This window comes from uncultured Campylobacter sp. (assembly GCF_938030145.1).
In the GTDB taxonomy this organism is placed as follows: Bacteria; Campylobacterota; Campylobacteria; order Campylobacterales; family Campylobacteraceae; genus Campylobacter_B.
The window spans coordinates 138,798-165,785 of sequence record NZ_CALHGM010000008.1; the positions used below are offsets into that span (position 1 = coordinate 138,798).

Sequence of the window (26,988 nt, forward strand, 5' to 3'; positions counted from 1 at the left end):
ATTTTTATATTGCTCTGGCTATTTTCTTACCGAGCCGATGAGCTCTTTAAGCTGATCTAGTAGCGGTCTGATCTGCTTTTCTACCCGCTCGTCGATCATCGTAGGCACTACATCTAGTCTCTGCTCTATCGTCTCGTCGATCACGTCTGCAATCGCGTTTATATCGATATTTGGAGCGACTTTACCGCCCGAATCGATCATCTCTTTTAGCTCCTCGACCTTCTTTTTAAGCAGATAGTTTTCCTGCATAGCGTCAGTCAGCACCTGATCGAAGCGTTCGAATTTTTTATCCGCTTGCTTATCCTTAAAATATATGACGAAAAACATCAAAAATATAACGACGCAGAGTCCTAAAATGATGAGAGTGTTAAGATCCATAGGGGTTCCTTAAAATAAATTTACAAAAATAAAAGCGAAAAACGCAATGCCCAAGTAGCCATTCAGCGTAAAAAACGCACGATCAATCTTGCTAAAATCACTACGTACGATCCTATGCTCGAAGTACAGGATCGTCGCGCACGCAGCCACGCCTAAATAGGCAAAAAAGCCTAAATTTGCCGCTGCGCAAAACAGTAGCCAAAAAAGCACTGCTACGGCGTGAAAAATTTTAGAGATAAACATCGAAGCTTCCTTGCCATAAAGCGCAGGGATACTGTAAAGCCCGTTGCTACGGTCAAATTCCATATCTTGAAGCGAATACAGCACGTCAAAGCCGCCCACCCAAAACACTACCCCGAGGCATAGCAGCACCGACCACAGCGGAATTCCGCCGCTAACGGCGATCGCCCCCGCAATCGGCGCAAGCCCCAAGCAAAAGCCCAGCATTAAATGCGCGGTTTCGCTAAAGCGCTTAAAATATGAATACCCACCCAATGCCGCTAAAATCGGCACCGAAAGCTTAAGCGCCAAAGGATTTATAAACGCCGAAACCGTTATGAAAACCACCGCGTTCGCGATTATGAAAAGCAGTAAATTCCCGCGCCCGATCCGTCCGTCCACGCTAGGACGCGAAGCGCAGCGCGGATTGGCGCGGTCGATATCCTCGTCCAAGTAACGATTTAGCGCCATTGCGAAGCTTCTCGCGCTTACCGCGCATAAAATTCCCAAAAAAAGCAACTTCCAGCCGAACCATACCGAGCCGTTTTGCAGCTTGCTCGCAGTAATCATCGCCGTAAAGATAAACGGCAGCGCAAAAACCGAGTGTTTAAAAACTATTAATTCGTTGATGTCGGATAAAATTTCTTTAAATTTAGCCATTTTGCCCCTTATTTTGGGCACCATTGTATCAAAAAAAAGTAAGAATAGCTCTAAATTTGATATAATTTGAACGAAAAATTTACGGAAGGAAACGCCTTGAGCCAAAATCAAAACTCGCACGCAAGCCCGCAGATCGCGATCATCGGCACCACAGCAAGCGGCAAAAGCAATCTTGCGCTAAGTATCGCGCGCGAGACCGGCGCCGTGATTTTGAGCCTTGATTCGCTCTGTATTTACCGGCAGATCAACATCGCAAGCGCCAAGCCAAGCGAAGAGGAGCTACGCGAGATCAGGCACTTCGGCGTAAATTTAATCTATCCAAACGAATACTTCAGCGTCGGCGAGTTTATCAAAGAATACGCCTACGCGCGGGCTTTTGCAGGGCGTAGCGGCGCGCCTTTGATAATCACGGGCGGCAGCGGGTTTTATCTCAAAGCTATGCTAAGCGGGCTGGCGCCGAAGGTTCCCGATTTTAAAAGCGAAATTTCAAACGATGAAATTTACGCCCTAGCGCAGCGGATCGATCCGGAATTTGCCGCGAAATTTAGCGCGGCGGACAGTTTTCGGTTAAAAAAATGGCTAAGCATCTATAAATTTTGCGGCGAGGCGCCGAGTAAATTTCTGCGCGAAAATACCGCTCTGCCCGTCATTTCGGATATTAAAATTTTTGAGATCGACGCGCCCAAGCAGTGGCTTGCGCAGCGCATCGAAGCGCGCACGAAGGCGATGTTTGAGCGTGGGCTTTTAGAGGAGGCGGAGTTTTTATTCGCTCGCTACGGCGCGGAGTGCAGGGCGTTAGGCTGCATCGGGCTAAAGGAGTGCGGGCAGCTTTTGCGCGGGCAGATCTCGCGGGCGCAGTGCGAGCAGCTCGTAAGTCTGCACACGGTACAGCTTGCAAAGCGCCAGCGCACCTTCAACCGCTCGCAGTTTGCGGATAAAATTTCAGCGCCGCTCAAAAGCTTATATTCTGAAATTTTAAAATTTCTTCGCCGCGAGATTTAAAATCGAAATTTATCAAAATTTGCGCGTTTGCTAAAAAACAACGTAGTAAGGGAGTAAAATTTAGATTTAATTTACCGCGCTGAATCGCGTCTTTAAAATTTTGCGGGTCGCGCCGAGATCTTGTGCGGCGCGAAGCTCAGGTTAAATTTAATCACCTTCGCAAATATTAAAGCTAAATTTATAGTTATCAAGCCTACTAAAATTTTGATTTTCCGCGCTTGCGTTGCGCTTGAAAATAAAGGCGTAGCCGTATTTCTCGAAGTGCTGCGAGCTGTTTTTTAGCCCAACGATGCAAAGCTCGTAAGTGCCGCTTTGCAAGCCAAGCTTGAGCGTGGAATTAAATTTTCGCATCTTGCCCGCAGCGCCGCTTTGACACTCATAGCCTAGCTCGAGTTCGCCGCTTTTTAGCGTACCAGCGCGATACTGCAAAGTATCGAAGCTCGCCAGGATCACGGAGTCGCTTTGCGGGGCGAAATACAGCCTATCGCGCTTGAAAGCTACTTCGTAGCCCGCAGGCGGCGCAAAATCCCCGTCTGTGCAAACGAAGATCTCATAGCTGCGCACCGTAAGCGGGTAGAAGGGTAAAGCTTTAGCACCCTTTACGGCGTCATAAAACAGCTGCTTGTGCGCGTCCCAGCAGCTTAGAAGCTTTTTTGCTCTGCATTTTCGCTCCTTTAAAAACTCACTCAAATCGCGCACATCAAGCAGCGCAAAACCGTAGGCGTCAGCACTTAGCTCGCCCAAAAACATATCTCTCCTTGCCAGCAAAGCGCGATGGGTTCAATTCGCGCTTAAAATTTTAGCTCAATACCCGCTTAAAAAGACGAAATTATTTACCGCGCCGGTTAGGAATTTTACCAAAAACGGCGCCAGCACGCACGCCACGCTAGCTATCACGACGGCGAATTTTATCTGCACCGAGACCGCGCTCAGCGAGCCGTCAAGCTCCGCGTCCTTTCGCGGCTCGTGCAAAAACATACGCACGATGAGGCGCAGATAGTAATACAGTGCGAGCGCGCTATTTACCGCCATGATGACGGCGAGGGCGAAGTAGCCCGAATTGACCGCTGCGCTTAGCAGATACATCTTGCCCCAAAACACGCTAAACGGCGGAATGCCCGCAAGCGAGAGCATAAAGATCGCCGCGCATAGCGCAAAGAGCGGATGGGTGCGGATCAGACCGTCAAATTTCTCAAACGGATGCTCGAAGCGAGCCGCGAACTTGGAGCTTTGCTCGCAAATTTTGGCGCCGGGCTCGCAAGTTTTAGTGCCGAAAAGGCTCGCTTCCACGCCGGGCTCAGTCGCTTTCAAATTTGACCCGCCTGCTTTAGAATTTTGCTCGGTCGTTTTAAAATTTTGCTCGGCGCAGACTGAATCTTGCCCGCTTGAGCCTAAATTTAACTTGCCGGCAAAGCTCGGCTCGCGATTTTGCGAAAAAGCGGGCTTTGGGTTTGAGATAGAGCTCTCGCTCCCCTCGCCGTTTACGTTTAAATTTAAAGCCGGACTTTGGGTTTTAAATTTTAAATTTAACGAGCGCGCACGCCTTTGCCGCACGCACCAGATGAAGGCAAACGCGCCGAGATTTGCCGAGGCATATAGGATCCAGTAGGTGAGAAGTGCGGCGTTTGCCTGCGTCGAGCCGATCACGATCGCGCAGAGCACGAAGCCTGCGTGCGAAATGGAGCTGAAAGCCAGCATCCGCTTGACGTCGCGCTGTACGAGCGCCATGAGGTTCGCTAAGCTCATCGTAAGCACCGCTACGGCGTAGAGCACGATGTTTAGCCACTGCACGCCGATGCTTTGCAGCGCTTCAAATAGCCTGATCGCCACGACAAAGCCCGCGATCTTGGGCACGACGGACAAAAAGCCCGCCATAGCGGAGCTCGCGCCCTCGTAAACGTCGGGCGTCCAGGTGTGAAACGGGATCAGCGAGAGCTTAAATCCTATCGAGACGATCATAAACGAGCAGGCGGCGAAAAGTAGGACGCTGGTTTGTAAATTTGAACTCTTGGCGATCTGCGCGATATTTGAAATTTCCATAGAGCCGGTCGATAGAAAAAACATCGCCGCGCCGAATGCGAAAAAGCCCGATGCCAGCGCGCCCATTATGAAGTATTTTAGCGCCGCTTCGACCGATCTGGCGCGGTTGTGAAGCGCGATTAGCGTATAAAGCGCCAGCGAGCCTGTCTCAAGCCCAACGAGGATCATCATTAAGCTTTCGCTCGCGACCATAAACTCATACCCCACGAGCACGAATAAAAACAGCACGAAAAACTCCGCCGTGTGGTACTCGTGCGCGCTTCTTGCGCCCAAAGATAGAAATATGAAAAATATCGAGCCTGCGAGCATGATAAGCATCGATAGCGTCGCGATTCCGTCCACCAGCATCACGTCGAAAAGCCCGCGTATGCCGCTGTTGTATCCAAAAACGAGCCCAAAGCCCAGCGCCAGCGCCAGTATCGTGATGACGGCGTAAAATTTATACGATAACGTGCGCGCAAAAAGCGAAACCGCGAGCATCAGCAGGGCAAATCCTCCGAGTATCGCCATAGGCGCGATCGAGGCTAAATTTAAAAGATTATTTTGCATCGCTTCTTACCTTAAAATTTGCTTTTTCCATATAGGCGCGAGTCGCGGTCTGAGAGGCTTTGTTAAACATCAGCTCAAGGATTTGCGTCACACTAGGCTCGATGCTCTTTAACATCAGATTCGGCGCGACGCCCAGCACTACCACCAACACGCAGATCGGGATGATAGAGCAAAGCTCGGTTCTGTTTAGATCTCTTAGCTTTTTATTCTCATCATGCACGAGAGCGCCGAAGAAGGTCTTTTTATAAAGATTCATCGAATAGATCGCGCCCATTATGATGCCGAGTCCGCCCAAAAGCGCGTAGCTAAAGCTTATTTTAAAAATCCCCGCAAGGCTTAGGAATTCTCCCACGAAGCCGATCGTAAGCGGAAGGCCTATCGAGCCTAGTAGCACGACGCAAAAACAAAACGCATAAAGCGGCATCACCCGCGCAAGCCCGCCGAACTCGCCAAAAAGCTTCGTGTGCTTGCGGTCGTACAAAAAGCCTACGAGCATAAAGAGCCCTCCGCTTACGATACCGTGGCTTATCATCAAAAATACCGCGCCGCTCATTCCTTCGCGGCTCATTGAAAAAATTCCAAGCATTATGACGCCCATATGCGCGATCGAGCTATACGCGATTACCTGTTTGATGTCCTTTTGCGCAAAGGCGATGAAACTCGCGTAGATGATCATAACGATCGCTACGACGCACATTATCCCGCTAAAATAGACGCTCGCATCCGGAAACAGCGGCAGCGAAAATCGCACGAAGCCGTATGTGCCCATCTTAAGAAGCACCGCGGCAAGCAGAACCGAGCCTATCGTAGGAGCCTGCCCGTGCGCGTACGGCAGCCAGGTATGAAAAGGAAAGCAAGGCGTCTTGATCGCAAAAGCTACCGAAAATGCCAAAAACAGAGGAATTTGCGTGCTAAGCGGTAGCGACAAGCTCTGCCAGTTTAGGATATTAAAGCTATACTCGCCCGTAGCCTCGTGATAGAAATAGCTCATCGCTACGAGTCCTACGAGCAGAAACATCGAACCTAGAAAGGTGTAGATGAAAAATTTCACGGCAGCGTAAATTCTTTTGCCGCTGCCCCACGCGCCGATGATGTAGAGCATCGGAATGAGCGAAAGCTCCCAAAATATGTAAAACAAAATCGCATCCAGCGCCACGAAAACGCCCACCATCGTCATCTCTAAAAACAGAATGCAGATGATTAAATTTTTGGCGCGCTCTTTAATGCTTAGACTAAGCAGCGCCAAAAATGTAACCAGCGTGCTTAGGATCACTAAAAACAGCGAAATTCCGTCCACGCCGATGAAGTAGTTGATGCCGTATTCGCTTATGAAAGGGTGCAGCACGCTAAACGCGATGCCGTCCACCGGCTCGTAGAGTATCCACAAAACAAGCGAGAGCACGAACTCTATAAAGCTCATCGTAACGGCGTAGGTCTTAATGCTCGCTTCGTCGATCAAAAAGCCCAAAACCGCAGCTACCGCCGGAAAAAATATAACCAAACTTAAAAAGTATTCCATGCCCACCTCACAGCGCAAACGCCAAAATCAGCAAAATGAAAGATCCCAAAACCATCCACCTTAAATTTGCGCTCAAATCTCCGCTATTGCTTACGCGATCCGCTCCTTCGCCGCTTTTTACCGCGATGCGAGCGATCAGATCGACGCTGGCGTCTATGATCGCGCCGTCGCATTTAGCGCAGATTTCGCTAAGCTTAGCGTATCCGCGCACGATCACGCGCTCGTAAATTCGCGGGATAAAATACTGCGCGATCAAAATTTTATAAAATTTGCAGTTCTTTAAATTTTGGCTAAATTTACCCTTGCCGTATGTCCAAATCGTTCCGATCGCTACCGCGCTTATCATCGCTAGCGTTAGAGCGATCAAAATTACCTCTACGCCGTGCGGGATCGAAGCTTTAAAGCCCGGAAGTATGCTAAGCACGAATTCCGCGAAATCGTGCTCGAAAAAGCCCGCTATCACCGCAGGCACGGCTAACACGCCCATCGCGATGAGAGCGAAGCCTTTCGCCTCGTGCGGATGGTGGGTAAATTTTTGCTTGCCGAAAAACACGAGCATTATTAGACGCACGCTGTAAAATGTCGTCATCGCAGCGCCCGCAAACAGCAGCGCCCAGATAAAATACGCGTCCGCGCTCCACGCCGCTTCTAAAATTTTATCTTTTGAGAAAAAGCCCGCGAACGGATAAAATCCGCAAAGCGCAAGCGAGCCTATACACATTAAAATTGCCGTAGGTCGCATAAACTTATATAATCCGCCCATATTTTGGATGTTTAGATCGTCCTTCATCGCGTGCATTACATTGCCTGCGCCCAAAAATAGAAGCGCTTTGAAAAACGCATGCGTCGCTAGATGAAATAGCGCGATCCAATACGCCCCGAGCCCCGCAGCTACAAACATATAGCCAAGCTGCGAGAGCGTAGAATAGGCGATGATTTTTTTAAGATCGTTATGAATCAGCGCCATCGACGCCGCAAAAACCGCCACGAAAGCGCCTAGGCAAACGATAAAGCCGCTTACTTCTGGCGCGAGCGCGAAAATAGCGTTTGCGCGGATCACAAGATAAACGCCCGCCGTAACCATCGTCGCTGCGTGAATGAGCGCAGACACGGGCGTCGGACCCGCCATCGCGTCGGCAAGCCAGGTATGGAATGGAAACTGCGCGCTTTTGCCCATCGCACCGATAAATAAAAGCGTGGCGATCAGAGTTAAAATTTCAGGCTCCAAGCCCGCCGCGTTCGCAAATACTACCTCGTAGCGCAACGAGCCGAAATTTAAATATATTAGAAAAATTCCAAGCAACATCCCAAGATCTGCGATGCGGTTCATTATGAAAGCTTCATTGGCGCACCAGCTGTAATTGCTCCTATCATACCAAAAGCCTATTAGCAGCCACGAGCAGAGTCCGACCCCCTCCCAGCCGATGAAAAGTCCTAAAAAATTATCGCTCGTTACCAAAACCAGCATCGAAAAAACGAAAAGCCCCAGGAAGCTGAAAAATTTAGCGAAGTTTTCATCATCCCACATATAGTAGATCGAATACACGTGCACGACGCTGGAAACGATGCCTACGACTACCATCATCACCGCACTTACACTATCTATGAGAAAGCTAAATTTTGCGTCCAAAAATCCGGTGCTTATGAAATCGGCTAAGCTTACGCTGATTAGGCGGTTGTCAGAGACGAGCTCCATCAAAGCAAGCGATGCGATAGTACTTAAAATCACCAGCGCTGAGCAGACTACGCCAATAAACATCTTATCTTTGGCGCGAATGAAAACGCCTGCGAAGATCGCCGAGGCAAGCGGTGCAAAAAGGGCGATTAAAAGCCATACAAAAACGGTATCAAGCATCCGGCCCGTCCTTAGAAGGATTTTTAAAATTTACGAAGCTGTCAAGTTCGATGCTGCCCGTTTTCTTATACCACAAGATGAGCAGCCCAAGCCCCACGGCCATCTCGCTCGCGGCGATCGCGACGATGAAAAGCGCAAAAATTTCGCCGTTTATGTTGTCGTAAAATTTCGCCACGGCGACGAGGGCTAAATTTGCGGCGTTTAATAAAATTTCGCTCGAAAAAAAGAGCATGATCAAATTTCTTCGCTTCATCATACCCGCAAGCCCGAGCCCAAACATCATCGCAGCGACGATCAGATAGTGATTTAGACCCATTTTACCCCTCGCTCTCTTCGTATGTCAGGCTCGCGTCCATCTGCTTATGCGCAAGCACGATAGCGCAGATCATCGCCACGAGCAGCATCACGGCGGCAAGCTCGAAAATCGCCAGATATTTCGTAAAGATAATCATCCCAAGCGCCTCGGTATCGTCGGTGTTTAAAATTTTAAGCGTTTCTACGTTGTTTGCGACCACCGCGCCGAGCACGATAATCACGAGCAAAAATGCAATCACGCCGCTAAGCGCAAAAAATAGCCTTGCCCCCTTTTTCGGCTCGCTTACGTTTTTATCCGCGCCCAAAAACATCAGCGCAAAGCCGTAAAGCACGATCACGGCGCCAGTGTAGACTATGATCTGCACTACGCCCAAAAACTCCGCATCCAGCAAAAAGAAAAATCCGCTCATAAAGACCATGCCGCCGGCCAGCGCGCTAAGGGCGTAAAGGACGTTTTTGCTAAAAACGCTGATACCGAAAAGCGCCAGGCAAATCGCGCTGAAAAAATAAAATGCAAGCGTTTGTATCATTGTTCTTCCCCCTGCACGGCGGAATCCGGCGCGGAGCTTTGCGTAGAATTCTCAGCGTCCGCGGCGGAATTCTTTTTGGAATTTGCCTTAGATTTTTTACCTCGCGCGGCGGAACTCCCCGCGTCTTGCATAGCGGAATTTTCTTTAGAATTTTCCCCGGAATCGTCGTTCGTAGCAAGACCGCCCGTGGAATTCTCGACGTGCGGCACAACCGAATTCTCTTTAAAATTTTTACTTTGAACGGCGGAGCTCTCTTTAGAATTTTCCGCCAAATTTTTACTATCCATAGCGGAATCTTCGGCGCTTTGCGAAGCAGAATTTTCTTTGGAATTTTGCTGCGAATCAAGCGTAGAATTTCGAGCGTCCGTAACAGAATTTTCTTTAGAATTTTTAGCGTCCGTGGCGGAGCTTTCCTTTAAGCTTGCCCGCTTGGCGTCTTGTCGCTCGGCTAAAATTTCGCCGCTTAAGCCTGCGTCCTTTGAAAATAGAATTTTATCGCTAGAGGCACCCTCTTTTTTAGAGCTTTCCGCGGCGCTTTTTAAATTTAAATCCGCGCTCTTTAAGCTTGGCTCGTCGCTTGCGGCGTCGCTTTTTATATAAGCGTTCGGCGTCACCTTGATCCGCGCGCCTGCGTTTTCATCTAGGCTGCCGTAGCCTGCAAACTCCTGCGCCGCGCCGTTTAAGCATAAATTTTCGCCGCGAATTAAAAGATCCTCTTTAAAGCCGTAATACGCGCGCTGTTCGCTCGCAAGCTCGTATTCACAGCCGTGCACGATAGCGATCTCGGGGCAGACGTCCGTGCAGAGCCCGCAATAGACGCAGCGCCCTAAATTTATCGAGTAGTTATCTACCTTTTTGCGACCGTCGCTACCGAGGCTTGTCTCCATCGCGATGCAGTTCGCCACGCAGATCTTCTCGCACAAACCGCATCCGATGCAGCGTTCGCTGCCGCTTTCAAGCAAGCGCATGAGCTTATGCACCCCGCGGTATCTAGGCGGCATGACAAATTTTTCCATAGGATATCGAAGCGTGTGCGAGCCGCCGCGCTTAAACATATTTTTTAGCACCACCCACAGCCCCACGAAAAGCTCGCCGTTAAAGGTGCGGGAGAGGAATCTACGAAACTTATCGCCGCCGGATTTAATAGGGGCTCGTTTATCGATCTGGACGTATCTTGCCATCACACCCTCCTTAAACGATCACTAGCGCGGTAATTAGCACGCAAGCAAGAGCTAACGGCATGCAGACTTTCCAACAAAGCCCCATCAGCTGATCGGGGCGCAGATGCGGCCACGCCGCGCGCGCCCATAGAAAGCAGAAAAACACGAGGCTTGATTTTAATACCATCATAATGCCGCCGGGGATAAACCAAAACGCGTTAAATCCGCCCAAAAACAGTAGCGTCGTAACGACGGAGTAGGTTATGATATTGGCGTATTCGCCGATAAAAAACATACCCCAGCGCATGCCAGAATACGCCGTCCCCGCACCCGCTACGATCTCGGTTTCGTTTTCGGTAAGGCACAGCGGCGTGCGGTTGCACTCTACGAAGGCGGCGATCAGAAATAGCGCGAAGCAGACGGGCTCTTTCCAGATAAACCACTTATCAATACCACCGCTTTGCGCGCTTACGATGTCTATAAGCGAGAGCGAGCCCGTGATCATCACGATAGGGATCAGGCTAAGCCCGTTTATCACCTCAAAGCAGGTTATCTGCAAAAACGCGCGAAACGCGCCTATCGTGCCCCATTTATTGTAGCTCGCAAGCCCTCCGATCAGCAGTCCGTAAACGCAGGTGCCACTAGCTCCGAATAGGAACAAAATTCCCACATTTATATCGCTTAAAATCGGCTGTATCGTCCGCCCGCCGATAGTAAACTCAGGCAGCAGCGGCACTACCGAAAGCGCCACGAAAGCTCCCGTAGCCGATATGATCGGCGCGATCTTAAAAAGAAACTTATTTGCCCGCGCAGGGATCGCATCCTCTTTTGTAAAAAGCTTTATCATATCCGCGCCCACCTGCAAAAGTCCCGCAGGCCCGACCATAGAGGGCCCGATCCTGCGCTGCATAAAGGCAAGTACCTTGCGCTCGGCATAGGTCGCAAGCCCCGAGAGCAGCGCGATGACGGCTAAAATCACGAGCGCCTTTAAGACGGTGGCTACGAAATAAAATGCACTATCGCTCATCTGCCCTCTCCTTTAGAATTTGAAATTTTCTCGATTTTTACGCTTGCGTAGCGTGAGGTTTTGAAAAATATCTTGCCGCCTAATTTCTCATCAAAATACGGCAGATACGCGCCGCTAAAGCCCCTATCGATCTTTACGCTAGCGACGATTTCGCGCTTTAAGCTTACGAGCCCAGTTGCGCCGCTTTCTCCATTTTCATTACCGGCGGCATCGGCTTTGCGAGCACCCCTTGCACGATCCGCTTTTTTTACATGGCTAGCGCCGTCCTTGTCGCTTTCATTATCAGCAGCGCCCGTTTTGCCCGCGCCGCTAGTTTTTTCACTATGGCCCGCATCGTCTGCTTGGTAAATTTTAACGACATCGCCCGCGCTTACGCCCAGAGCTTCGGCGATGCTAGGGTTTAGATACAGTGCGCCCGCTTCGCCCAGAGCGCTGCTTGCGCCGCTAAATTTATTGAATTGATGCAGCGGATTCGCCTCATAGATTAAAATTTCGCCCTCGCCTGCTCTAAGCGGCGCGGAAGGAGAAATTTCAAACTCCTCCTCGCTAGCGACAAACTCCTCATTTCGCAGCTCATATCCGCGGTGATTTGCGCCGCCGTTGTCGTAAAAATTTTCTAAATCGTCAAATTTAACCTGCTCAAAATCCGCGCCCAAGTTTGACGTATAACTGATCGCATGCTCCGCGCAAACTCCCAGCGCACAGGCGATGTCGTTTAGCTCGTATCCGCCGTAATCAAGCGCCGCATTCGTAGGCACTACGCGCTTGTCGTAGTTCGTAAACGTGCCCTCCTGCTGCACCAAGCTAGGCGCGTCCAGATCCGCTTCCAGCACGCCGAAGCTTATATCGCCCGCTTCGTTGTAGCCTAGCGTCTCGCCCGCATTTTCTTGCGCGCTAAGCTCGCAGATGAGCGCGACGCCCAGACTGTTCGTGCGCGGCGGCACCAATAGCACCTTAAATGGCGTGTAGCGCTGCACCAAGCCCGCTAGGCGCGCGAGCGTGGCGCTATTTGGCGTGCGGATAAAATCCTCGCCGATGATGAGCGAAAAACTCTCCTTTTTAGCCAAAAGATCATCCACTTTCTGCTCGTCCAGCCCGAGCGTGCGGGCAAAATTTGAAATTTTACTTTCCGTAACATTTTCGGAATTCTGCGCGGAATTTTTTGCGGGATTTTCAGTGCCACCGTCCGCGCTTGCGGAATTTTTGGCACCGCTCTCACTCGCAACATTCTCGGCGCCATTAGCCTCCGTAGAATTCTTGGAATTTTGCGAATCTGCGGGTTTCTCGTCTAAATTTTGCTTCGCCGCGGCGCGCGAAATTTTAAATTCCGCCGCGAGTTTCGCATCCAGCCACTCAGGCAGATTGCGCCCGAACTTTTGCAAGATCCAAAGCAGGATCTGTGCCTCCAAGCCCGCGGCGTGCGGCTGATGGATGAAATTTTTACCAAAGCCCTTAATGCCCTCGTCGCAAAACGGATGAAAATAGATCCCGCTTGCCTTATTTAACTTGCAGGCGCTATTTACCGCATAGCCCATATTTGGAGCGTCGCTGCGTAAAAACGTGCCGCAAACTACGATAAAATCGCTGTTTTTAACCGTCTGCGAATCCGCATTATAAAATTTCGTGCCGCTAAGTTTAGAAAATTCGCGCAGAAATTTTTGATACGCAAGCGCTTCATCGTTAATCAGAGCGAGCTTAAATTTTTGCCGCAAAAGCTCTAAAATCTGCGCTTCTTCGTTGGTGATGAAGCTATTAAATTTGATATTTTTAATCTCGCCGTCCTCGATGTCGCGCACGATGCGGTTAAAAACCGCATCGTTTTTGCTCGCCCGCTCGTTTGAAAAATCCCAGCCGAAGCGCGCTCCTGCATGCAGGACGCTAAAGTTTATGTCGCTACTAACGCGATAAATTCTTTCACGCGGCTCGCCTATGCCGCGGCGCTTGACCTCGTAATAAAGCAGTTCGCAGTCGCTGCTGTGCGGATTAGAAGCGGGAATTTGGCGCAGCTCCCAAGCGTTTGAAACATATTTAAACGCGCTCTCTACCAGAGCTCCCGTCGGGCAGACCGCCGCGCTCTCGCCGTAGTTTACGCAATCATCATTTTCATTTACCCGCGCGATTAGGCTTTTTTGAAGTTTGTTCCACACGGCGTAGGCGTCTTTGGGCATCGCGTCCTTTTGCTCCTTACTCGGCGCGTCTCCGCCGCGCGGAACGAGCTTAAACGCATCTACGCCCAGGCGGTCTTTCGCGGCGGTGATACAGCGCTCGCAAACGATGCAAAGGCTAGGATCATAGCTCAAATATCCCCAATCCTGCACCTCGCGCGCCGTATCGCGGATAGCGTAGCTTTGGGCATTTGTGCGCATCAAATGGGCTAAATTTTGAAGTTCACATTCGCCGCTTTGATCGCAAACCCCGCACGCCATCGGATGGTTGATGCAATAAACCTGCGTGATCGCCTCGCGCTCGGCGTCGATCTCGGGGCTGCGGCTGTAAACGACCATGCCGTCCTTAGCCTTGGCGTTGCAGCTATAGACGCGCTTGCTGTCCGCTTCGACCATACAAAGCCTGCATGCAAGCGTCGGCGTACCGCCGCTTAGATAACAAAGCGCAGGGATAAAAACGCCGCAGCGACGCGCGACCTGCAAGATGTACTCGCCCTCGTCGCACTCGCAAGCTTTACCGTCGATCGTGATTTTTGCCATTTTAAACCTTAGAAATTTCTGCGAGTTCGAAATTATAGCCGCTAAAGCCCCGTCCGCCCGAGCCTAAAAGCGCGATCGTGCCCTTTAGCTCCTCATCCAAAATAAATTCTTTTTCTAAATTTAGATGCGGCGTTTTGATGCGGACGCGATCGCCGTCCTTGATCTTTGCGACCATACAAAAATACCTTCCGCCGATGAGTTTATCGTTCGCATCGTGTTTGAAAACCACGGCGCCGTCGAAATTCTTAGGCTCTTTAAGGGGTCTTAAATTTGCCCGCCCTTGCGCGCCCAAATCAGCTCGCTCGCCGCATAAGCTTAAAATTTTAACCCCGAACTTCGCCGCTATGAGAGACAGAAAAGCTTTGATATTCCCCGCATCGGGATGAGTTTTAATAAGCGCATCGTCGATCAAAATCGCATCGCAGCCGCTTTGCAGAAACTCCGCGATCTGCTCGATCTCCTCCTCGCCCACGCTGCTTTCGCCGCTTAGATACTCCAGATCCAGATCCGCAAAATAGGGCTCGTCGCAAAAACTAGCGCAGATTAGCGCCAGCACGAAGCTTTGCGCGCCGATCTCGCATTTTATCAGCTCGCCCGGAAGATGCGGATCTTGCAGCGGCGATACGCTTAAAATTTCAGCGCTCTTAAAACCTTCTGCAAGCGCGGGATTTTGCAAGCTAAGCAGCGACGCGAAATTTAAAATTTTCATCCTCTCCCCTTTTTGGCGACAACCATCCAATCGACTTGGTTATAGCGGATCGAGCTTAAAAGCGTGGAATTTAACCCCTCCACCAGATCGGCGCTCTTTTGAACCGCGCTGAAATCGCCCATCTCAAACATAAAGATCATCGTCTCGCCGTGAGCGGAATTTTTTAAAATCTCGCCCATACGGTTTAAAAATTTATCGCCCAGATGCCTCAAATCGTAGCGTTTCATCGATCCACCTCGCCTAAAATGATATTCGTGCTGCCGATGATCGCCGCGGCGTCGGCAAGATACTGCCCGGGTAAAATTTCTTCATAGACCGCGCAGTGCCAAAAGCTCGGCGTGCGGATCTTAAGGCGGTACGGGCGGCTTTCGCCCATCGAGCGGATATAAAATCCAAGTTCGCCCTTAGGACTCTCGCTCGCGGCGTAAATTTCGCCCACGGGCGGGCGTAAGCCCTGCGTAACCAACACGAAATGTTGCATCAGCGAGTAGTTTTGCGTCATGATCTGCTCTTTGCTAGGATTTACGTAAGCGGGATCGATCGCTAAAATTTGCGGATCGCTCAGCGGATAGAGCTTCGCGCACTGACGCAAAATTTTAAGGCTCTCTCGCATCTCCGCCATATAGCATTTATAACGCGCGTAGCAGTCGCCCTCGCTCGCATACGGCACGTCGAAATCAAGCTCCTCGTAGATGAGATAGGGCTCTTCTTTTCGGATATCCCACGCATGCCCGCTAGCGCGCAGCGTCACTCCGCTACAGCCGCAGCTAAGGGCATCTTCGTGCGAGATCACGCCCACGCCCTCGGTTCGCATTAGCCAAATTCTATTCATATCGAGCATATCTTCAAATTCTTTAATGTCGCTTGGGAATTCGTCGCAAAATTTCAACATCTCTTCTAGCCAGCCGTTAGGTAGATCCAAAAATACGCCGCCGATTTTGACGTTATTGTGCGTAAGGCGCGCGCCGCAGTATTTTTCTATGAGATCAAGTATGTATTCGCGCGAGCGAAAGCAGTAGAGAAACACCGTCATCGCGCCGATATCAAGCGCGTGCGTACCCAAAAACAGAAGGTGCGAGCTGATGCGATTAAGCTCCAGCAAGATCGTGCGGATGATCTGCGCGCGGCGCGGCACTTCGATGCCGCAGAGCTTCTCGACCGCGGCGCAAAAGCCGTAGTTGTTCGAGCCTGATGCAATGTAATCGATGCGGTCTGTTACGGGGACGAACTCTGCGTAGATCATATTTTCGGCCATCTTTTCGATGCCTCGGTGCATGTAACCTACGCCGGGGCGGGCTCGCACGATACGCTCGCCGTCAAGCTCCAACACGAGCTTTAACTGGCCGTGCGCGCTTGGATGCTGCGGACCGAAATTTAAGATCATATTCGCGCCCTCACGCTCATACTCGATGTTTTCGAAAAAAGGTCTTAGCTTGCTTGGATTTTGCATTATTTTCTCTTTGTGATGATCTTGTAAATTCCGCGTTTAGCGCGTTTTACAAAGCGCACACCGCCCTCTTCTTGATATTCTTGTAAAATTTTATCTTGCGGGCGCGGCTCGCCTCTAGCACCCTCGTGATAGAGCCGCGTAAAGTTAAAGGTATCTTTTTCGTTCACGAATGCGGAATTTCGGTTCTCTTTGCCGATCCGCTCGCGCGCGCCGACCCCAAAAATTTTATCCACCTCGTACCACTTGGCAAACTCGTCTCCTTGCAGCGGATAGGACTTCAAAAGCGGGTGTCCGAACCAATCATCGGGCATTATTAGGCGCGCCAAATTTGGATGATTTTCAATCCAAACGCCCATCATATCGTATAGCTCGCGCTCCGCCCAGTTCGCGCTTTTGTAGATGCCCGCAGCGCTTTGCAAAAAGCTCTCATTCGGCACGAAGCACTTTAGCCGCGCGCGGCGCGCTCTTTTGATATCCAAAAGCTGATAAAAAACCTCGATGCCGCCGCGAGCCTCGGTAAAATCCACACCGCTTAGCTCGCATAAAATTTCATATCCCGCGCTCTTAAGCGCACGCAGCGCCGCTAAATTTTGCGCAGACTCCACATAGAGCACGAGGGTGTTAAATTCCACATATGAGTTTAAAATTTTAACGCCTTCAAGCGCGTCAAGATCGTCTTTGAAATCGCTCGCGCTTGCGTCTAGCTTCTGCGTCTCCTCGGGGATGAAAAATCTGTCTTTATAGTAATTTTTCTGGCTCGCATCGTTTTTTGGGCTATACTTTCTCATCAGATCAGCCTTTTTGCTTTCTGCGCGCGGCGCGGAGTTTGGGTGCGGATCTTTTTTTGTAGCACCATCAGCGCAAACTGCAGCGTCTCGGGGCGCGGCGCGCATCCGGGGAGATAAATATCCACAGGCACTATGCGGTCGCAGCCCTGCACCGTAGCGTAGGTATTAAACATCCCTCCGGTATTGGCGCAGCTACCCATACTGATGACCCATTTGGGTTCGGGCATCGCGTCGTATAGGCGGCGCGTAAACTCGGCGTGCTTTTTGCTAAGCGTGCCTGCGATTATCATCACATCCGATTGCTTGGCGCTTGCGCGAAATATCGTACCGAAGCGGTCAAAGTCAAATCTGCCCGCGCCCGCCGCCATCATCTCGATCGCACAGCAAGCAAGCCCGTACGTAATCGCCCACAAAGAGTTACTTCTGCCCCACGCAATCAGCTTATCGACGGTGGTGAGAACTACGGGAAGCCCGTTTTCGCGCGCGTAGTTTATCTTATGCTCTGCCAATCAAGCGCTCCTTTTTTCCATGCGTAAATGAAGCCTACACCTAGCAGTACGATGAAAAACACCATTTCCGCCAGCCCAAACGCACCTAAAATTTTAAAATTTACCGCCCATGGAAACATAAAGATAATCTCGACGTCGAAAAGTATAAAAAGTACCGCCGTTAAAAAGAAGTGAGAGTTCATGCGGTTGGGCTGTTTGACGGCCTCGGGTCCGCTTTCGTAAATTTCGCCCTTTAGCCGCTCGTCGCGCCTGTCTGCGAGCTTTGAGCCCACTACCGAGGAGAGCTTTACGATCAAAGAAAATATGCAAAAAGCCAAAATAAGCATCACGAAAATTCCGAAATACGGGTGCTCCATCGGTATCCTAGACATTTTTTACCTTGGTTTTAAATTTAGCGATGATTGTAACGAAGTATTGATTTAATAAAGCTTAGCGCGCGCCACTAAATTCGCTTTTAAAAGTAAAATTTAATATACCTCGCTCGTGCGATTTAGTGGGGATTAAGGCGCGTGTGGTAAAATTTCGCGGATTTTAAGGGAGAGCTATGAAATCTAGCAAGATAAGTCTCATTTTCTACGGCATATTCTGCGGCGTAACAATCTATTTTCTTATCTGGGGATTCGGTTTTATAGGAAGCGGCGATAAAATGCTATTTTTAGTTTCGGTATTTTTGGGCATCTTTATGGCCTTTAATATCGGCGGAAACGACGTGGCAAATTCCTTCGGCACTAGCGTCGGAAGCGGCACTCTTAGCATCGCGCAAGCCCTTTGTATCGCGGCGGTATTTGAAGCAAGCGGCGCGGTAATCGCAGGCGGCGAAGTAACCTCGACGATCCGCAGCGGCATAATCGATCTTAGCAAAATGGACGTGCATCCTAGGGATTTTATCTATGTAATGATGAGCGCGCTTTTTGCGGCGGGGGCATGGTTGCTTTTTGCCAGTAGAAAGGGTTTGCCTGTATCTACTACGCACGCTATCATCGGCGGTATCGTGGGTTCGGGACTTACTCTCGGAGCGCTGCTTAATACCGCAGAGACTTCCGCATTCTGGCTAGTGCAGTGGGATAAGATCGGCAAAATAGCGATCTCTTGGGTACTCTCGCCGATTTTGGGCGGAGTGATCTCCTTTGGAATTTTCTGGCTCATCAAACATTACATTTTGGATTACAACCGCTACGCTCAAATAAAGATCGACCGCATAAAGCGCGAAAAAAAATCCCTCCGCAAGCTGCATAAAAAGACCTTCGAGACTCTGGACGACATTCAAAAGATCGCCTACGCAGAGGCGCTAAATCACGATATCTACGCGATGCGCGATCCAGATTTCGACCCAAGCGAGCTTGATAGCGAGTATTATAAAAAAGTGATCGAGCTTGATGCGAAAAAAGAGAAGCTCAAATCCCACAAGGCCCTAGAGTACGGGATCCCTGCCGTAGCCGGTATCGGAGCCTTCGTAATCTCTGCGATGCTGATATTTAAGGGGCTGCATAATCTAAATTTCGGGCTTACGAATTTTTACAACTACCTCATCATCGGTATGTCGACGCTAATTACCTGGCTTTTGATGTTTATTTTCGCTAAAACCCTGCGCCGCTCAAATTTAAACAAATCTGCGTTTTTGATGTTTAGCTGGCTGCAGGTGCTCACCGCTAGCGGATTTGCATTTTCTCACGGCAGCAACGACATCGCAAACGCCGTGGGTCCGTTCGCCGCCATCATCGATACGATGGCTACGAATAGTATCAATCCTTCCACTCCCGTGCCGCAGCAGATTATGATAATGTTCGCAGTAGCCCTCATAGCGGGGCTTTGGTTCATCGGCAAAGAGGTGATCGCCACCGTAGGCACAAATCTTACAAAAATCCACCCAGCCTCGGGCTTTAGCGCCGAGCTCGCAAGCGCCGTCGTCGTCATGGCGGCATCGGTGCTGGGGCTTCCGATCTCCTCGACCCACGTGCTAATAGGCGCGATTTTGGGAATCGGCTTGGTAAATCGCAGCACAAACTGGTCGCTGATGAAGCCGATCGGGCTAGCATGGATCATCACTCTGCCCGTTTCGGCGCTGCTTTCGGCGTTTGCATTCGTGCTTTTGCGCCACGTATTTTAGGCTAAATTTAAAGATCCGCTCTCTTAAATTTTAAAATTTCGCAAAATTCTACGCAGGCTAAATTTTAAAATTTTACGGCGCCGAAGCGAGTAAATTTTACAGCTCTTCTTGCGGCGCATCACCGCATAAAACTCGCTAGCGGCGACACAGATCTCGCCCGCACGCCTTTGAAAATTTAATAAAATTTTAGCTAAAATCGCGCTTTTAAATTTAGGAAAGCTATGAGTAAATTTGAAATTTTCAGATCCACCCTCGCCGTGATGATGGGCTACGTGCCGCTGGGGCTGGCGTTTGGCATCTACGGCATCAGCCAAGACCTGCCCGTATGGGCGCTGGCGCTAACCTCGCTGCTTATATACGCAGGCAGCGTGGAGTTTGTGCTGATCGCCTTCATCGTAACTCACGCCTCGCTCGTAGATACCTTCGTCGTGGCGTTTTTGCTAAATTTCCGCCATTTTTTCTACACGATGTCGCTGCTGGACGAGCTGCGCTTCGTGCGTCATAAAATTTACGCCGTATATGCCCTTACGGATGAAACCTTTGCTCTGCTAAAAGCGCGCGCGTTTTTGCGCCCCGAGGAGCTTAGCGGCGAACAGCTCGTAACGCCGCAAAGGCTAAAAGAGCTTGATCTGCTTTATAATCTAACCGCGGTCTTAAATCATTCCTACTGGGTCGCGGGCGTCGTCGTAGGGGCTGTTTTGGGAGCAAGCTTGAAGCTTGATTTTAGCGGAGTCGAGTTTAGCCTGACGGCGCTTTTTGCGATGCTAACCTATGAGGTTTTTAAAGCAAATCCGCAATACAAAGTGCTATTGCTAGGATTTGCCTGCGCATTTGCGGGGCTTTTTATCTTTCCTACAAAATACTTTTTATTCGGTACTCTGATTTTTGGCACTGCGGTTTTGCTGCTCTTTCGTAAATACTTCGAGCGACCTTCGCGTACGGGACGCAGGCTGCGAAAATTCCTAAAAAGGAGCAGGTAGTGGAAATTTTACCCTATATCTTTCTGACCTCGCTCGCTACGATTTTGACGCGATTTTTGCCGCTGCTGCTTTTTAAGAAAAAGACCGCGAGTCCAAGCTTATCGTATCTGCAAAAAAACTCGGGCCTTTTGATAATGGTCGTTTTGACGATCTATGCGCTTAAGACGATGCTGCCTAGCTTTTCTGGCGAGCGAGCTTTTAGCGCGGACGCGCCGCAAACGACGATGCTGCTATTTTGCCTAATTATGGCGTTTGTCGTGCATGCTAAATTTCGCAATTCCCTCGTTACGATAGCGCTTCCTACGCTAATATATATGGCGGCGCTACGCTTTTTATTAAATTATTGATAAATTTATAAGTTAGTTTTCGATAAACTTCAAAAGTTAATTTTTAAATTTAAAAAAGGTTAAAGTTTTATGAATTTTATCAGTCAAATGGTGCATAGCTTCGCTAAAAAATACGCCGCCGAAACTATGCAGAAATCCCTATACAACTCCCTTAGAATCGACATCACGCAGGAAAATATCGCTAAAATTCCAAATCCTGATAAAAAATATATGCTCTACATGCACGTGCCCTTCTGCCACACGTTTTGCCCGTACTGCTCCTTTCATAAATACGCTTACGAGCGTGGTGCGTGCAAGGAGTATTTTAGCGCGCTACGCACCGAGATGCAGCGCACAAAGGACGCAGGCTACGACTTTGAGACGCTTTACGTAGGCGGCGGCACGACGCTCATCGACGAGGATGAGCTAGCACGCACGCTGGAGCTTGCCAAGTCGCTTTTTAGCATCAAAGAGGTCTCGTGCGAGAGCGATCCCAACCACATTGAGCCTGAGAGCTTGCTGCGATTTCGCGGGCTGATAGACCGCCTAAGCGTGGGGGTGCAGAGCTTTGATGATGATATTTTACGCAAAGCGTCGCGCTACGACAAATTCGGCTCGGGCGAAATTCTGCAAGAAAAGCTATCCCGAGCAGTCGGAATTTTACCGATTTTAAGCCTGGATCTGATCTTTAACTTTCCGTTTCAAACGCGCGAAATTTTACTGCGCGACATCGAAGCGGCAAAAGCGGTAAAACCGGAGCAGATCACGCTGTATCCGCTGATGAAATCGCCTTTGATGCGCGATCAAATAGCGCGAAGCCTCGGCGTTAGCAATGTAGATCACGAAGAGGAATTTTACTCCATCATCTGCAAAGAATTTTCTAGCTGGCACCGCAGCAACGCATGGGCCTTTGCTCGCGAAAAATCAAACATCAACGACGAGTATGTAGGCACAAACCACGAATACGTGGGCATCGGAAGCGGCGCATTTAGTTTCCTAGACGGCAGGCTGCTCGTAAATGCGTTCAATCTCGAAGAGTACGCAAGCAGGGTGCGCAAAAACGAAAGCACCGTCATCGCCACTTGCGATTTTAGCAGATCCGAGCGCGCAAAATATCTGTTTTTGACCGAGCTTTTCAACGGCGAGATCGACATCGCTAAATTTAACGCTGCAAACGATCTAAATTTGCGCCGCGAACTGGGCAGAGAGCTTAGCCTACTAAGGCTTGCAGGAGCCGTGCGGATCGAGGGCGAGATCATCTACACGACGGAATTCGGCGCGTATCTGTGCCTTGTTTTGATGAAGGAATTTTACACCGGCATGGACAAGGTGCGCGCAGCGTTTCGCGACGATGCCAAGATTAAGCGTGCAAAACAGCTCATCATTATGGACGAAAGCGAATCCGCCGCAGCTGGCGCGGCAAAAGGCGAGATAGCGTCGTAAATTTTGCGCCCTGCCACCGCTACTAGCGCTTGGGCACACCCGCGACTTGAGCGCAAATACCGTCTGGCATTTAAAACACAAACGAATTTTTGATTTCAAAATTTAGGAGCGCCGCTGTGAAAGGCAGAATGGTCAAACTATTCATTTTGTTTCTGTTTTTTGTCCTTGTATTTGAGCTCGTCGGCAATCTTTTTAACTTCGGTCGCTTCCCATTTCATAAGAGCTGCGAGCCGTTTATGATGATAAACCGCCATATAACCGGTGATTCAAACGATAGGTGCATAATGCAACTTATGGAGCAGGGCAACAAAAGAGATCTTTCGCTATATTACTATAAAACTAAATTTAATCTTGAGGAGCCATTGTCCGAACTGGATGAAAAAGCTATAAAATTTTTAAATATTCCGAACTCGAAGATAATCACCATAAATAAAGATGGCGTGGAAAAGAAATTTTTAATAAGCGATTAAATTTAAATAGCAAAGAAGCCCTGCTTCAATTGCAATATCAAAGCCTAACAAATCGAGAATTTTAAAATTTATAAAATTAAAGGAGGAGCAATGAATAATCTAAAACTCATACAAAACTGGTACGCTTCCAAATGCGACGGAGAATGGGAGCATGAATATGGCCTTACGCTGGAAACGGTCGATAATCCCGGTTGGTTGATTAAAATCGATGGCGAGAGCGGGAAAAAGCCGATCAAAATAAATATCGATAGAGATGACGAGGATTGGTTTTTCATCAATGCCACGGAAAACGAACTCAAAGGAAGTTGCGGAGCCGAAAATTTAGAGGAATTATTGGAGTATGTGGTAAAATGGCTAACGGATTAAAATTTAGCAAGACAAATAAAGGAGCCTAGATGATCGAAGTCGAGATAAAAAACGAATCTTGCAAAAAGACCGAAGTTACGCTTGCAAATATCGAAATTGTTAAGGACGCCGTAAAGGAATTCGCCTATAAAAGCTTTAAGGGCAGTTATCTGTTTTTTGATATTTACGGCGAGATAGATAGGAATTTTCGCGTGCTTGGAGTAATCAGCGAAGGAGATGAAAACAATATCGGAAAAATAGATCTTAAAAAATATGAAAAAAGCTCCTTGGGCGCCACCGACATATCGCAAGATATAGAGGGCGCGAAATTCTGCACCTATTTCAAGCTGGATCAAAGTGAAATTTTAAAGTAAATATTATATTATATAGCCTATGAAAGATTTGAAGGCGGTTATTACGCAAAGGGTAAATTTATAGGCAAAAACAGCGATGATCTTGTTTTTATCGGCATCTGCGGCGATGTAAAAAATTGCGCCGAAATAAAGAGCGCCGATTTAGATGAAATACTAAAAAGTATGCCTAAACTCTCGGAATCAAATAATTTTTATATTAGCGAGTTTATATGAGATCGATTAAACAGATCGATGAGGTAAATTTTATATCGCCAACCGATTAAATTTAAAAAGGAGATACTATGAAATTTAAAATTTTGAAACCGAATGAGCCAGATGATTGGAGTTTTAACTATGATGAAGAACTTTATAAGGCTTTAGGATTTGATTGTTGGATGGATTCGTTTGTTCGCATATTAGCTAAAATTCCGGGTGCCAGGAAAAAAGATATTTTGGATTACCTTGAATATGAAATCTTTGATTGGTACGAATGGTTTGAACTATATGGGATTATCCAAAGCGACTATAAGCTAGCGGACGAAGATAATCCTGAAATTTCAGCCTATCCGACATACGCGGGAGAATACTTCGGAGTAATGGGACAGCTATTTTTAGGGGGTATGATAGACTTCGGCATAGAGCGCGGAAATTTAAGAAAGAAATGGGCTGACTTCGATACGAATTTATCCAAGATCGATCTGGGTATGTCGCTTTATGAGAAGTGGATCTATTTTAGAGATAATTTCTTTTTTGGGTATAAATTTTTAGAGGAGGACAAAATAACTCCCCCAAGCAGAGATAACTTGGAAAGACCCTAACACATGGAGCAGATTTAGCCATTGGATATGTATGACTAATGCGGGCAAAGAGTATCGTGATAAAATTTTAAAGCCGAGGCTTTATGAAAAGTATAAGGATGTGGTTATCGAGGTGTAATTTAGCGATTACAAATAACGAAAATTTATTATGAACATGTTTAATCTAGCAAGCAAAAAAGGACTTTAAATGACCATCTTACCAATATCAACCTTCGACAATGATTTACAAAGAGGCGATATTATAAAATTTAACGACGATGAGCTTATGGTCTGCGATGAGCGCTGTTTCTGGACAGAAAATCCTTGCCTTTTAAATTTAAAAAATACCAGATATTTTGAGCTTCCTAGCGAGATGCTATCAAGCAAAGCGGGGTTTGTCGTGGATAAGGAGCAATTGATTCGTAATTTAGCAAATTTCGGCATCAATGCGAGCCCCCAGGAGGTATTTATATGCTCCGATAATTACCTTAGTAGCGATGAACTGAAAGATTACAAAGAAGACTGCGACGAAACAATCCCCGGTTTCAGACTGACAAAACCTAGGGATAAATTCGGACGCAATAGACGCATAAAGAGAAATCTAATGAAAAAATTTAGCATTCCTCTCTTAAAATTTCGCGGAAAGATCGAGGTTGGAGATATTATCGAGTGTAGAAAATCCAGCTATCCATATGAGAAAAATGTAAGCTTTATCGTAGTAAAAGCAAAAGACGATGATGGAGTAAATTTTATAAAATTGGTCGTAATTAGCGGCTACAAAGCAGGCTTATGGGTTCTGCCGTCTTTGTTTAAAACAGATAAAAATATGATAGAGGCAGACTGGCTAATTAAAAATTGGAAATATATTTTTTATAGATGCTGCGATATAAGGCACACTTATGTAAATTTACAAAACCGAAAAGAAATTTTAAATTTTACCGATAAAGAGTTGGAAAATTTTATAAAAATAAAGCGAAAGAGATTAAAATTTAAAAATAAGAAGTGATATAATTGCCTCGCCAATCGACATTATCAATATATACAGGCAAGAATACACACAAGGAGAAAATATGGTTAAAGCATTAAAATTTATAATTTACGCCGTAGTAATTTTGTTATTATTTATAATTTATGAAAGTACTTTGTGTGCAAAGTGCGATTATACGTTTTTTGTAGAGGAAAGGCTTATGGGTAGATTATTGATAGCAATCGATACAAATGATATAAATTTAGTAAGATATATTGCTGCTGAAGGTAGAGTTTGCAAGCAAGCCAATGTCTATAATAGAGCGCTTAAAGAATTAAGAAAAATGGAATCGGAAAATAATAGGACTAATGAGTAAACCGGTTTTTGCGGAACAATAGAGAGATGAAATTTACAAGATAGCTTTCTTGCTTTACTTTTACGCGCTTATCTGTTACCGCTCTGCTATCCCGATACTTCGCCGCTTTGCAAAATTTCAGATATAGGCGCTAATTTATGCGCGCATCTAAACACCGCATGAAATTCTAAAACTCCGCGTGAAATTTTAAAATTTCAAATCCTTTACGTCTTGCTAAATTTCTAAATTTTACAGTTTCTAATTTCGCAGACTAAACTCCGTACAAGATTATCGTATAAAATCGATCGCGCGAAAACGCGCGACAAACGAACCTCTAAATTCCGCCGCGCGCCTACTTTGACTCAAGCAGCTGCTCGCGCGAGCGGGCAACTTCGCGCGCAGGCTTTAAGCTACTCAAACCGGCGGCGCAAAGCAATTATAAGCAGCTATACGACGAAATTTACGCCAAAGTCTCGCCGCAAGCTTTATTTAAGCACCTTACCCAAAATCCCCGCACCTTTGCCGACGGCGCTGCTGCGAAGCGCGCTTTCTTTTTCCCTCATCACCGCAAATAGCCCGTCCAGCGTCTTTTGCGTTATGTAATCATTCAGATCCTCGCCCTGCTTAGGCAGATACTCGCTCGCACCCAGCCCGCGCGCGATGTTTTGCACCGCTTCATTGCCGGCGATCTTATTTTGCGCGAAGGAATTTAGCCCATTATACGCCGTCGCGAAGCTGTTTTTGCTCATCATATCGCTTACAATCGGCCTAAAAACCGCCCGCAGCTTCGCGCCCGATTTGCCCTGTAAATACTCGCTAAGCGCGGTGTCGCCGCCGCCGATGAGCTTTTTAACGTCGGCATCGCTCATAGATTTCAGATCTTGCAAAAATATCTTGCTCGCACCGCTCACCGCCTTGGTAGCGGCATCGTTCATACTCACGACGAGCTCGCGTTCCCATTTATCGCCGCCTACCTTTCTCGCAAGCTTCGCAGCCGCCTTCAGCGAAGGAGGAAGCTCGACTTTAGCGGTCTTGCTGTGGATGTAGCCCTTGGCGAGCTCGGCTACGGCGCGATTCGTAGCCGAGGCAAGCAGGTCTTTGTAGTTTCCGCTCTGAGTCGCACCGAGCACGTCCGCGCCCTGCTTTAGGATATCCGTTACGTCCGCATGTGCAAGCGACAGCGACGCAGCGGCGAGCAAAATCATAAATTTTTTCATATTGCAACCTTTGGATAAAATTTGCGCCATTATGCCGAACTGCGGTAAACGCTAGGCTCGCGCGGTGTAAATTTACGCGCTGCGTGGACGATTTAAGATAAAATTTAGGCTAAATTTAAAAGCGGATTCGAGGCTAAATTTTAAAAGCAGCGCTACGACGAGCTAAAATTTTAAAATCGCACTGCTTGGTGCTATTTAAATTTACGCAGCGCA

28 protein-coding genes and 1 pseudogene are annotated in these 26,988 nt (G+C 48.2%); 11 read left to right on the forward strand and 18 right to left on the reverse strand.

The annotated features are described in order from the left end of the window. Window positions 1-18 precede the first annotated feature (18 nt). Together Q0323_RS01920 and mqnP are read right to left on the reverse strand one after the other, a co-directional pair. Window positions 19-378: a hypothetical protein gene (locus tag Q0323_RS01920; protein WP_298050929.1), complete on the reverse strand. Its 360-nt coding sequence runs from the start codon at window positions 376-378 to the stop codon at window positions 19-21. Between the two features lie 9 nt (window positions 379-387). Then, the gene (gene mqnP / locus Q0323_RS01925) at window positions 388-1,257 is read right to left on the reverse strand and encodes a menaquinone biosynthesis prenyltransferase MqnP (RefSeq protein WP_298050932.1); all 870 of its coding nucleotides are present in this window, start codon (window positions 1,255-1,257) and stop codon (window positions 388-390) included. A gap of 96 nt (window positions 1,258-1,353) precedes the next feature. On the opposite strand from mqnP, the gene miaA reads away from it, so the two are divergent. Next, window positions 1,354-2,259, forward strand: coding sequence for a tRNA (adenosine(37)-N6)-dimethylallyltransferase MiaA (gene miaA, locus Q0323_RS01930; protein WP_298050934.1), 906 nt, complete (start codon window positions 1,354-1,356; stop codon window positions 2,257-2,259). A gap of 147 nt (window positions 2,260-2,406) precedes the next feature. On the opposite strand, the gene Q0323_RS01935 is transcribed toward miaA, so the two are convergent. The 15 genes and pseudogenes from Q0323_RS01935 to Q0323_RS02005 form a co-directional block, all read right to left on the reverse strand. Further along, window positions 2,407-3,009, reverse strand: a complete 603-nt coding sequence (locus Q0323_RS01935) for a hypothetical protein (RefSeq protein ID WP_298050936.1) — start codon at window positions 3,007-3,009, stop codon at window positions 2,407-2,409. Window positions 3,010-3,063: 54 nt separating this feature from the next. Further along, window positions 3,064-4,848, reverse strand: coding sequence for an NADH-quinone oxidoreductase subunit N (locus Q0323_RS01940; RefSeq protein WP_298050939.1), 1,785 nt, complete (start codon window positions 4,846-4,848; stop codon window positions 3,064-3,066). Then, window positions 4,838-6,367: an NADH-quinone oxidoreductase subunit M gene (locus Q0323_RS01945; RefSeq protein WP_298050941.1), complete on the reverse strand. Its 1,530-nt coding sequence runs from the start codon at window positions 6,365-6,367 to the stop codon at window positions 4,838-4,840. The genes Q0323_RS01940 and Q0323_RS01945 overlap by 11 nt, the downstream gene beginning before the upstream one ends. A gap of 7 nt (window positions 6,368-6,374) precedes the next feature. Continuing rightward, on the reverse strand, window positions 6,375-8,222 hold the full coding sequence (gene nuoL / locus Q0323_RS01950) for an NADH-quinone oxidoreductase subunit L (protein ID WP_298050943.1): 1,848 nt from the start codon (window positions 8,220-8,222) through the stop codon (window positions 6,375-6,377). Then, a complete protein-coding gene (gene nuoK, locus Q0323_RS01955) occupies window positions 8,215-8,538 on the reverse strand; it encodes an NADH-quinone oxidoreductase subunit NuoK (RefSeq protein ID WP_005869753.1) in 324 nt (107 codons plus the stop codon). The genes nuoL and nuoK overlap by 8 nt, the downstream gene beginning before the upstream one ends. Before the next feature lies 1 nt (window position 8,539). Then, window positions 8,540-9,067, reverse strand: a complete 528-nt coding sequence (locus tag Q0323_RS01960) for an NADH-quinone oxidoreductase subunit J (RefSeq protein WP_298050945.1) — start codon at window positions 9,065-9,067, stop codon at window positions 8,540-8,542. 596 nt (window positions 9,068-9,663) lie between these two features. Beyond that, a pseudogene (gene nuoI, locus Q0323_RS01965) lies at window positions 9,664-10,248 on the reverse strand (NADH-quinone oxidoreductase subunit NuoI); the annotation flags it as partial. A 10-nt stretch (window positions 10,249-10,258) separates the two neighbouring features. Further along, window positions 10,259-11,254 (reverse strand): NADH-quinone oxidoreductase subunit NuoH, encoded by a 996-nt coding sequence (gene nuoH, locus Q0323_RS01970; protein WP_298050948.1) that lies wholly within the window; start codon window positions 11,252-11,254, stop codon window positions 10,259-10,261. Continuing rightward, complete coding sequence (locus Q0323_RS01975; RefSeq protein ID WP_298050951.1) at window positions 11,251-13,959, reverse strand: NADH-quinone oxidoreductase subunit G; 2,709 nt, start codon at window positions 13,957-13,959, stop codon at window positions 11,251-11,253. Before Q0323_RS01975 ends, nuoH begins: the two co-directional genes overlap by 4 nt. Before the next feature lies 1 nt (window position 13,960). Continuing rightward, a complete protein-coding gene (locus tag Q0323_RS01980; protein WP_298050953.1) occupies window positions 13,961-14,668 on the reverse strand; it encodes a hypothetical protein in 708 nt (235 codons plus the stop codon). Continuing rightward, a complete protein-coding gene (locus Q0323_RS01985; protein WP_295151097.1) occupies window positions 14,665-14,895 on the reverse strand; it encodes an NADH-ubiquinone oxidoreductase subunit E family protein in 231 nt (76 codons plus the stop codon). The genes Q0323_RS01980 and Q0323_RS01985 overlap by 4 nt, the downstream gene beginning before the upstream one ends. Next, window positions 14,892-16,118 carry an NADH dehydrogenase (quinone) subunit D gene (gene nuoD / locus Q0323_RS01990; protein WP_298050955.1) on the reverse strand — a complete coding sequence of 409 codons (1,227 nt, stop codon included), beginning with the start codon at window positions 16,116-16,118 and terminating at the stop codon, window positions 14,892-14,894. The genes Q0323_RS01985 and nuoD overlap by 4 nt, the downstream gene beginning before the upstream one ends. After that, entirely contained in the window at window positions 16,118-16,906 is a 789-nt protein-coding gene (locus Q0323_RS01995) for an NADH-quinone oxidoreductase subunit C (RefSeq protein WP_298050958.1), read from the reverse strand. The genes nuoD and Q0323_RS01995 overlap by 1 nt, the downstream gene beginning before the upstream one ends. Continuing rightward, window positions 16,906-17,415, reverse strand: a complete 510-nt coding sequence (locus Q0323_RS02000) for an NADH-quinone oxidoreductase subunit B family protein (protein WP_298050960.1) — start codon at window positions 17,413-17,415, stop codon at window positions 16,906-16,908. Before Q0323_RS02000 ends, Q0323_RS01995 begins: the two co-directional genes overlap by 1 nt. Next, window positions 17,397-17,786, reverse strand: coding sequence for an NAD(P)H-quinone oxidoreductase subunit 3 (locus tag Q0323_RS02005; RefSeq protein ID WP_298050963.1), 390 nt, complete (start codon window positions 17,784-17,786; stop codon window positions 17,397-17,399). The genes Q0323_RS02000 and Q0323_RS02005 overlap by 19 nt, the downstream gene beginning before the upstream one ends. A 173-nt stretch (window positions 17,787-17,959) precedes the next feature. On the opposite strand from Q0323_RS02005, the gene Q0323_RS02010 reads away from it, so the two are divergent. The 10 genes from Q0323_RS02010 to Q0323_RS02055 all read left to right on the forward strand — a co-directional run bounded on the left by Q0323_RS02010 (window position 17,960) and on the right by Q0323_RS02055 (window position 25,579). After that, the gene (locus Q0323_RS02010) at window positions 17,960-19,522 is read left to right on the forward strand and encodes an inorganic phosphate transporter (RefSeq protein WP_298050966.1); all 1,563 of its coding nucleotides are present in this window, start codon (window positions 17,960-17,962) and stop codon (window positions 19,520-19,522) included. Window positions 19,523-19,743: 221 nt separating this feature from the next. Then, window positions 19,744-20,502, forward strand: coding sequence for an AzlC family ABC transporter permease (locus Q0323_RS02015; RefSeq protein ID WP_298050969.1), 759 nt, complete (start codon window positions 19,744-19,746; stop codon window positions 20,500-20,502). Beyond that, window positions 20,502-20,849, forward strand: coding sequence for an AzlD domain-containing protein (locus tag Q0323_RS02020; RefSeq protein ID WP_298050972.1), 348 nt, complete (start codon window positions 20,502-20,504; stop codon window positions 20,847-20,849). The genes Q0323_RS02015 and Q0323_RS02020 overlap by 1 nt, the downstream gene beginning before the upstream one ends. 69 nt (window positions 20,850-20,918) lie before the next feature. Continuing rightward, window positions 20,919-22,271, forward strand: coding sequence for a coproporphyrinogen III oxidase family protein (locus tag Q0323_RS02025; RefSeq protein ID WP_298050974.1), 1,353 nt, complete (start codon window positions 20,919-20,921; stop codon window positions 22,269-22,271). Between the two features lie 128 nt (window positions 22,272-22,399). Continuing rightward, a complete protein-coding gene (locus Q0323_RS02030; RefSeq protein ID WP_298050976.1) occupies window positions 22,400-22,741 on the forward strand; it encodes a hypothetical protein in 342 nt (113 codons plus the stop codon). Between the two features lie 90 nt (window positions 22,742-22,831). Beyond that, on the forward strand, window positions 22,832-23,107 hold the full coding sequence (locus Q0323_RS02035; protein WP_297900395.1) for an Imm53 family immunity protein: 276 nt from the start codon (window positions 22,832-22,834) through the stop codon (window positions 23,105-23,107). Window positions 23,108-23,136: 29 nt separating this feature from the next. Beyond that, complete coding sequence (locus tag Q0323_RS02040; RefSeq protein WP_298050979.1) at window positions 23,137-23,460, forward strand: hypothetical protein; 324 nt, start codon at window positions 23,137-23,139, stop codon at window positions 23,458-23,460. Between the two features lie 281 nt (window positions 23,461-23,741). Continuing rightward, a complete protein-coding gene (locus Q0323_RS02045) occupies window positions 23,742-24,257 on the forward strand; it encodes a hypothetical protein (RefSeq protein WP_298050982.1) in 516 nt (171 codons plus the stop codon). A 187-nt stretch (window positions 24,258-24,444) separates the two neighbouring features. Then, window positions 24,445-25,242, forward strand: a complete 798-nt coding sequence (gene imm45, locus Q0323_RS02050; protein WP_298050985.1) for an Imm45 family immunity protein — start codon at window positions 24,445-24,447, stop codon at window positions 25,240-25,242. Window positions 25,243-25,306: 64 nt separating this feature from the next. Next, complete coding sequence (locus tag Q0323_RS02055) at window positions 25,307-25,579, forward strand: hypothetical protein (protein ID WP_298050987.1); 273 nt, start codon at window positions 25,307-25,309, stop codon at window positions 25,577-25,579. A 464-nt stretch (window positions 25,580-26,043) separates the two neighbouring features. Here Q0323_RS02055 and Q0323_RS02060 read toward each other — a convergent pair whose 3' ends face one another. Next, the gene (locus Q0323_RS02060; RefSeq protein WP_298050989.1) at window positions 26,044-26,775 is read right to left on the reverse strand and encodes a DUF4197 domain-containing protein; all 732 of its coding nucleotides are present in this window, start codon (window positions 26,773-26,775) and stop codon (window positions 26,044-26,046) included. Window positions 26,776-26,988: the final 213 nt, after the last annotated feature.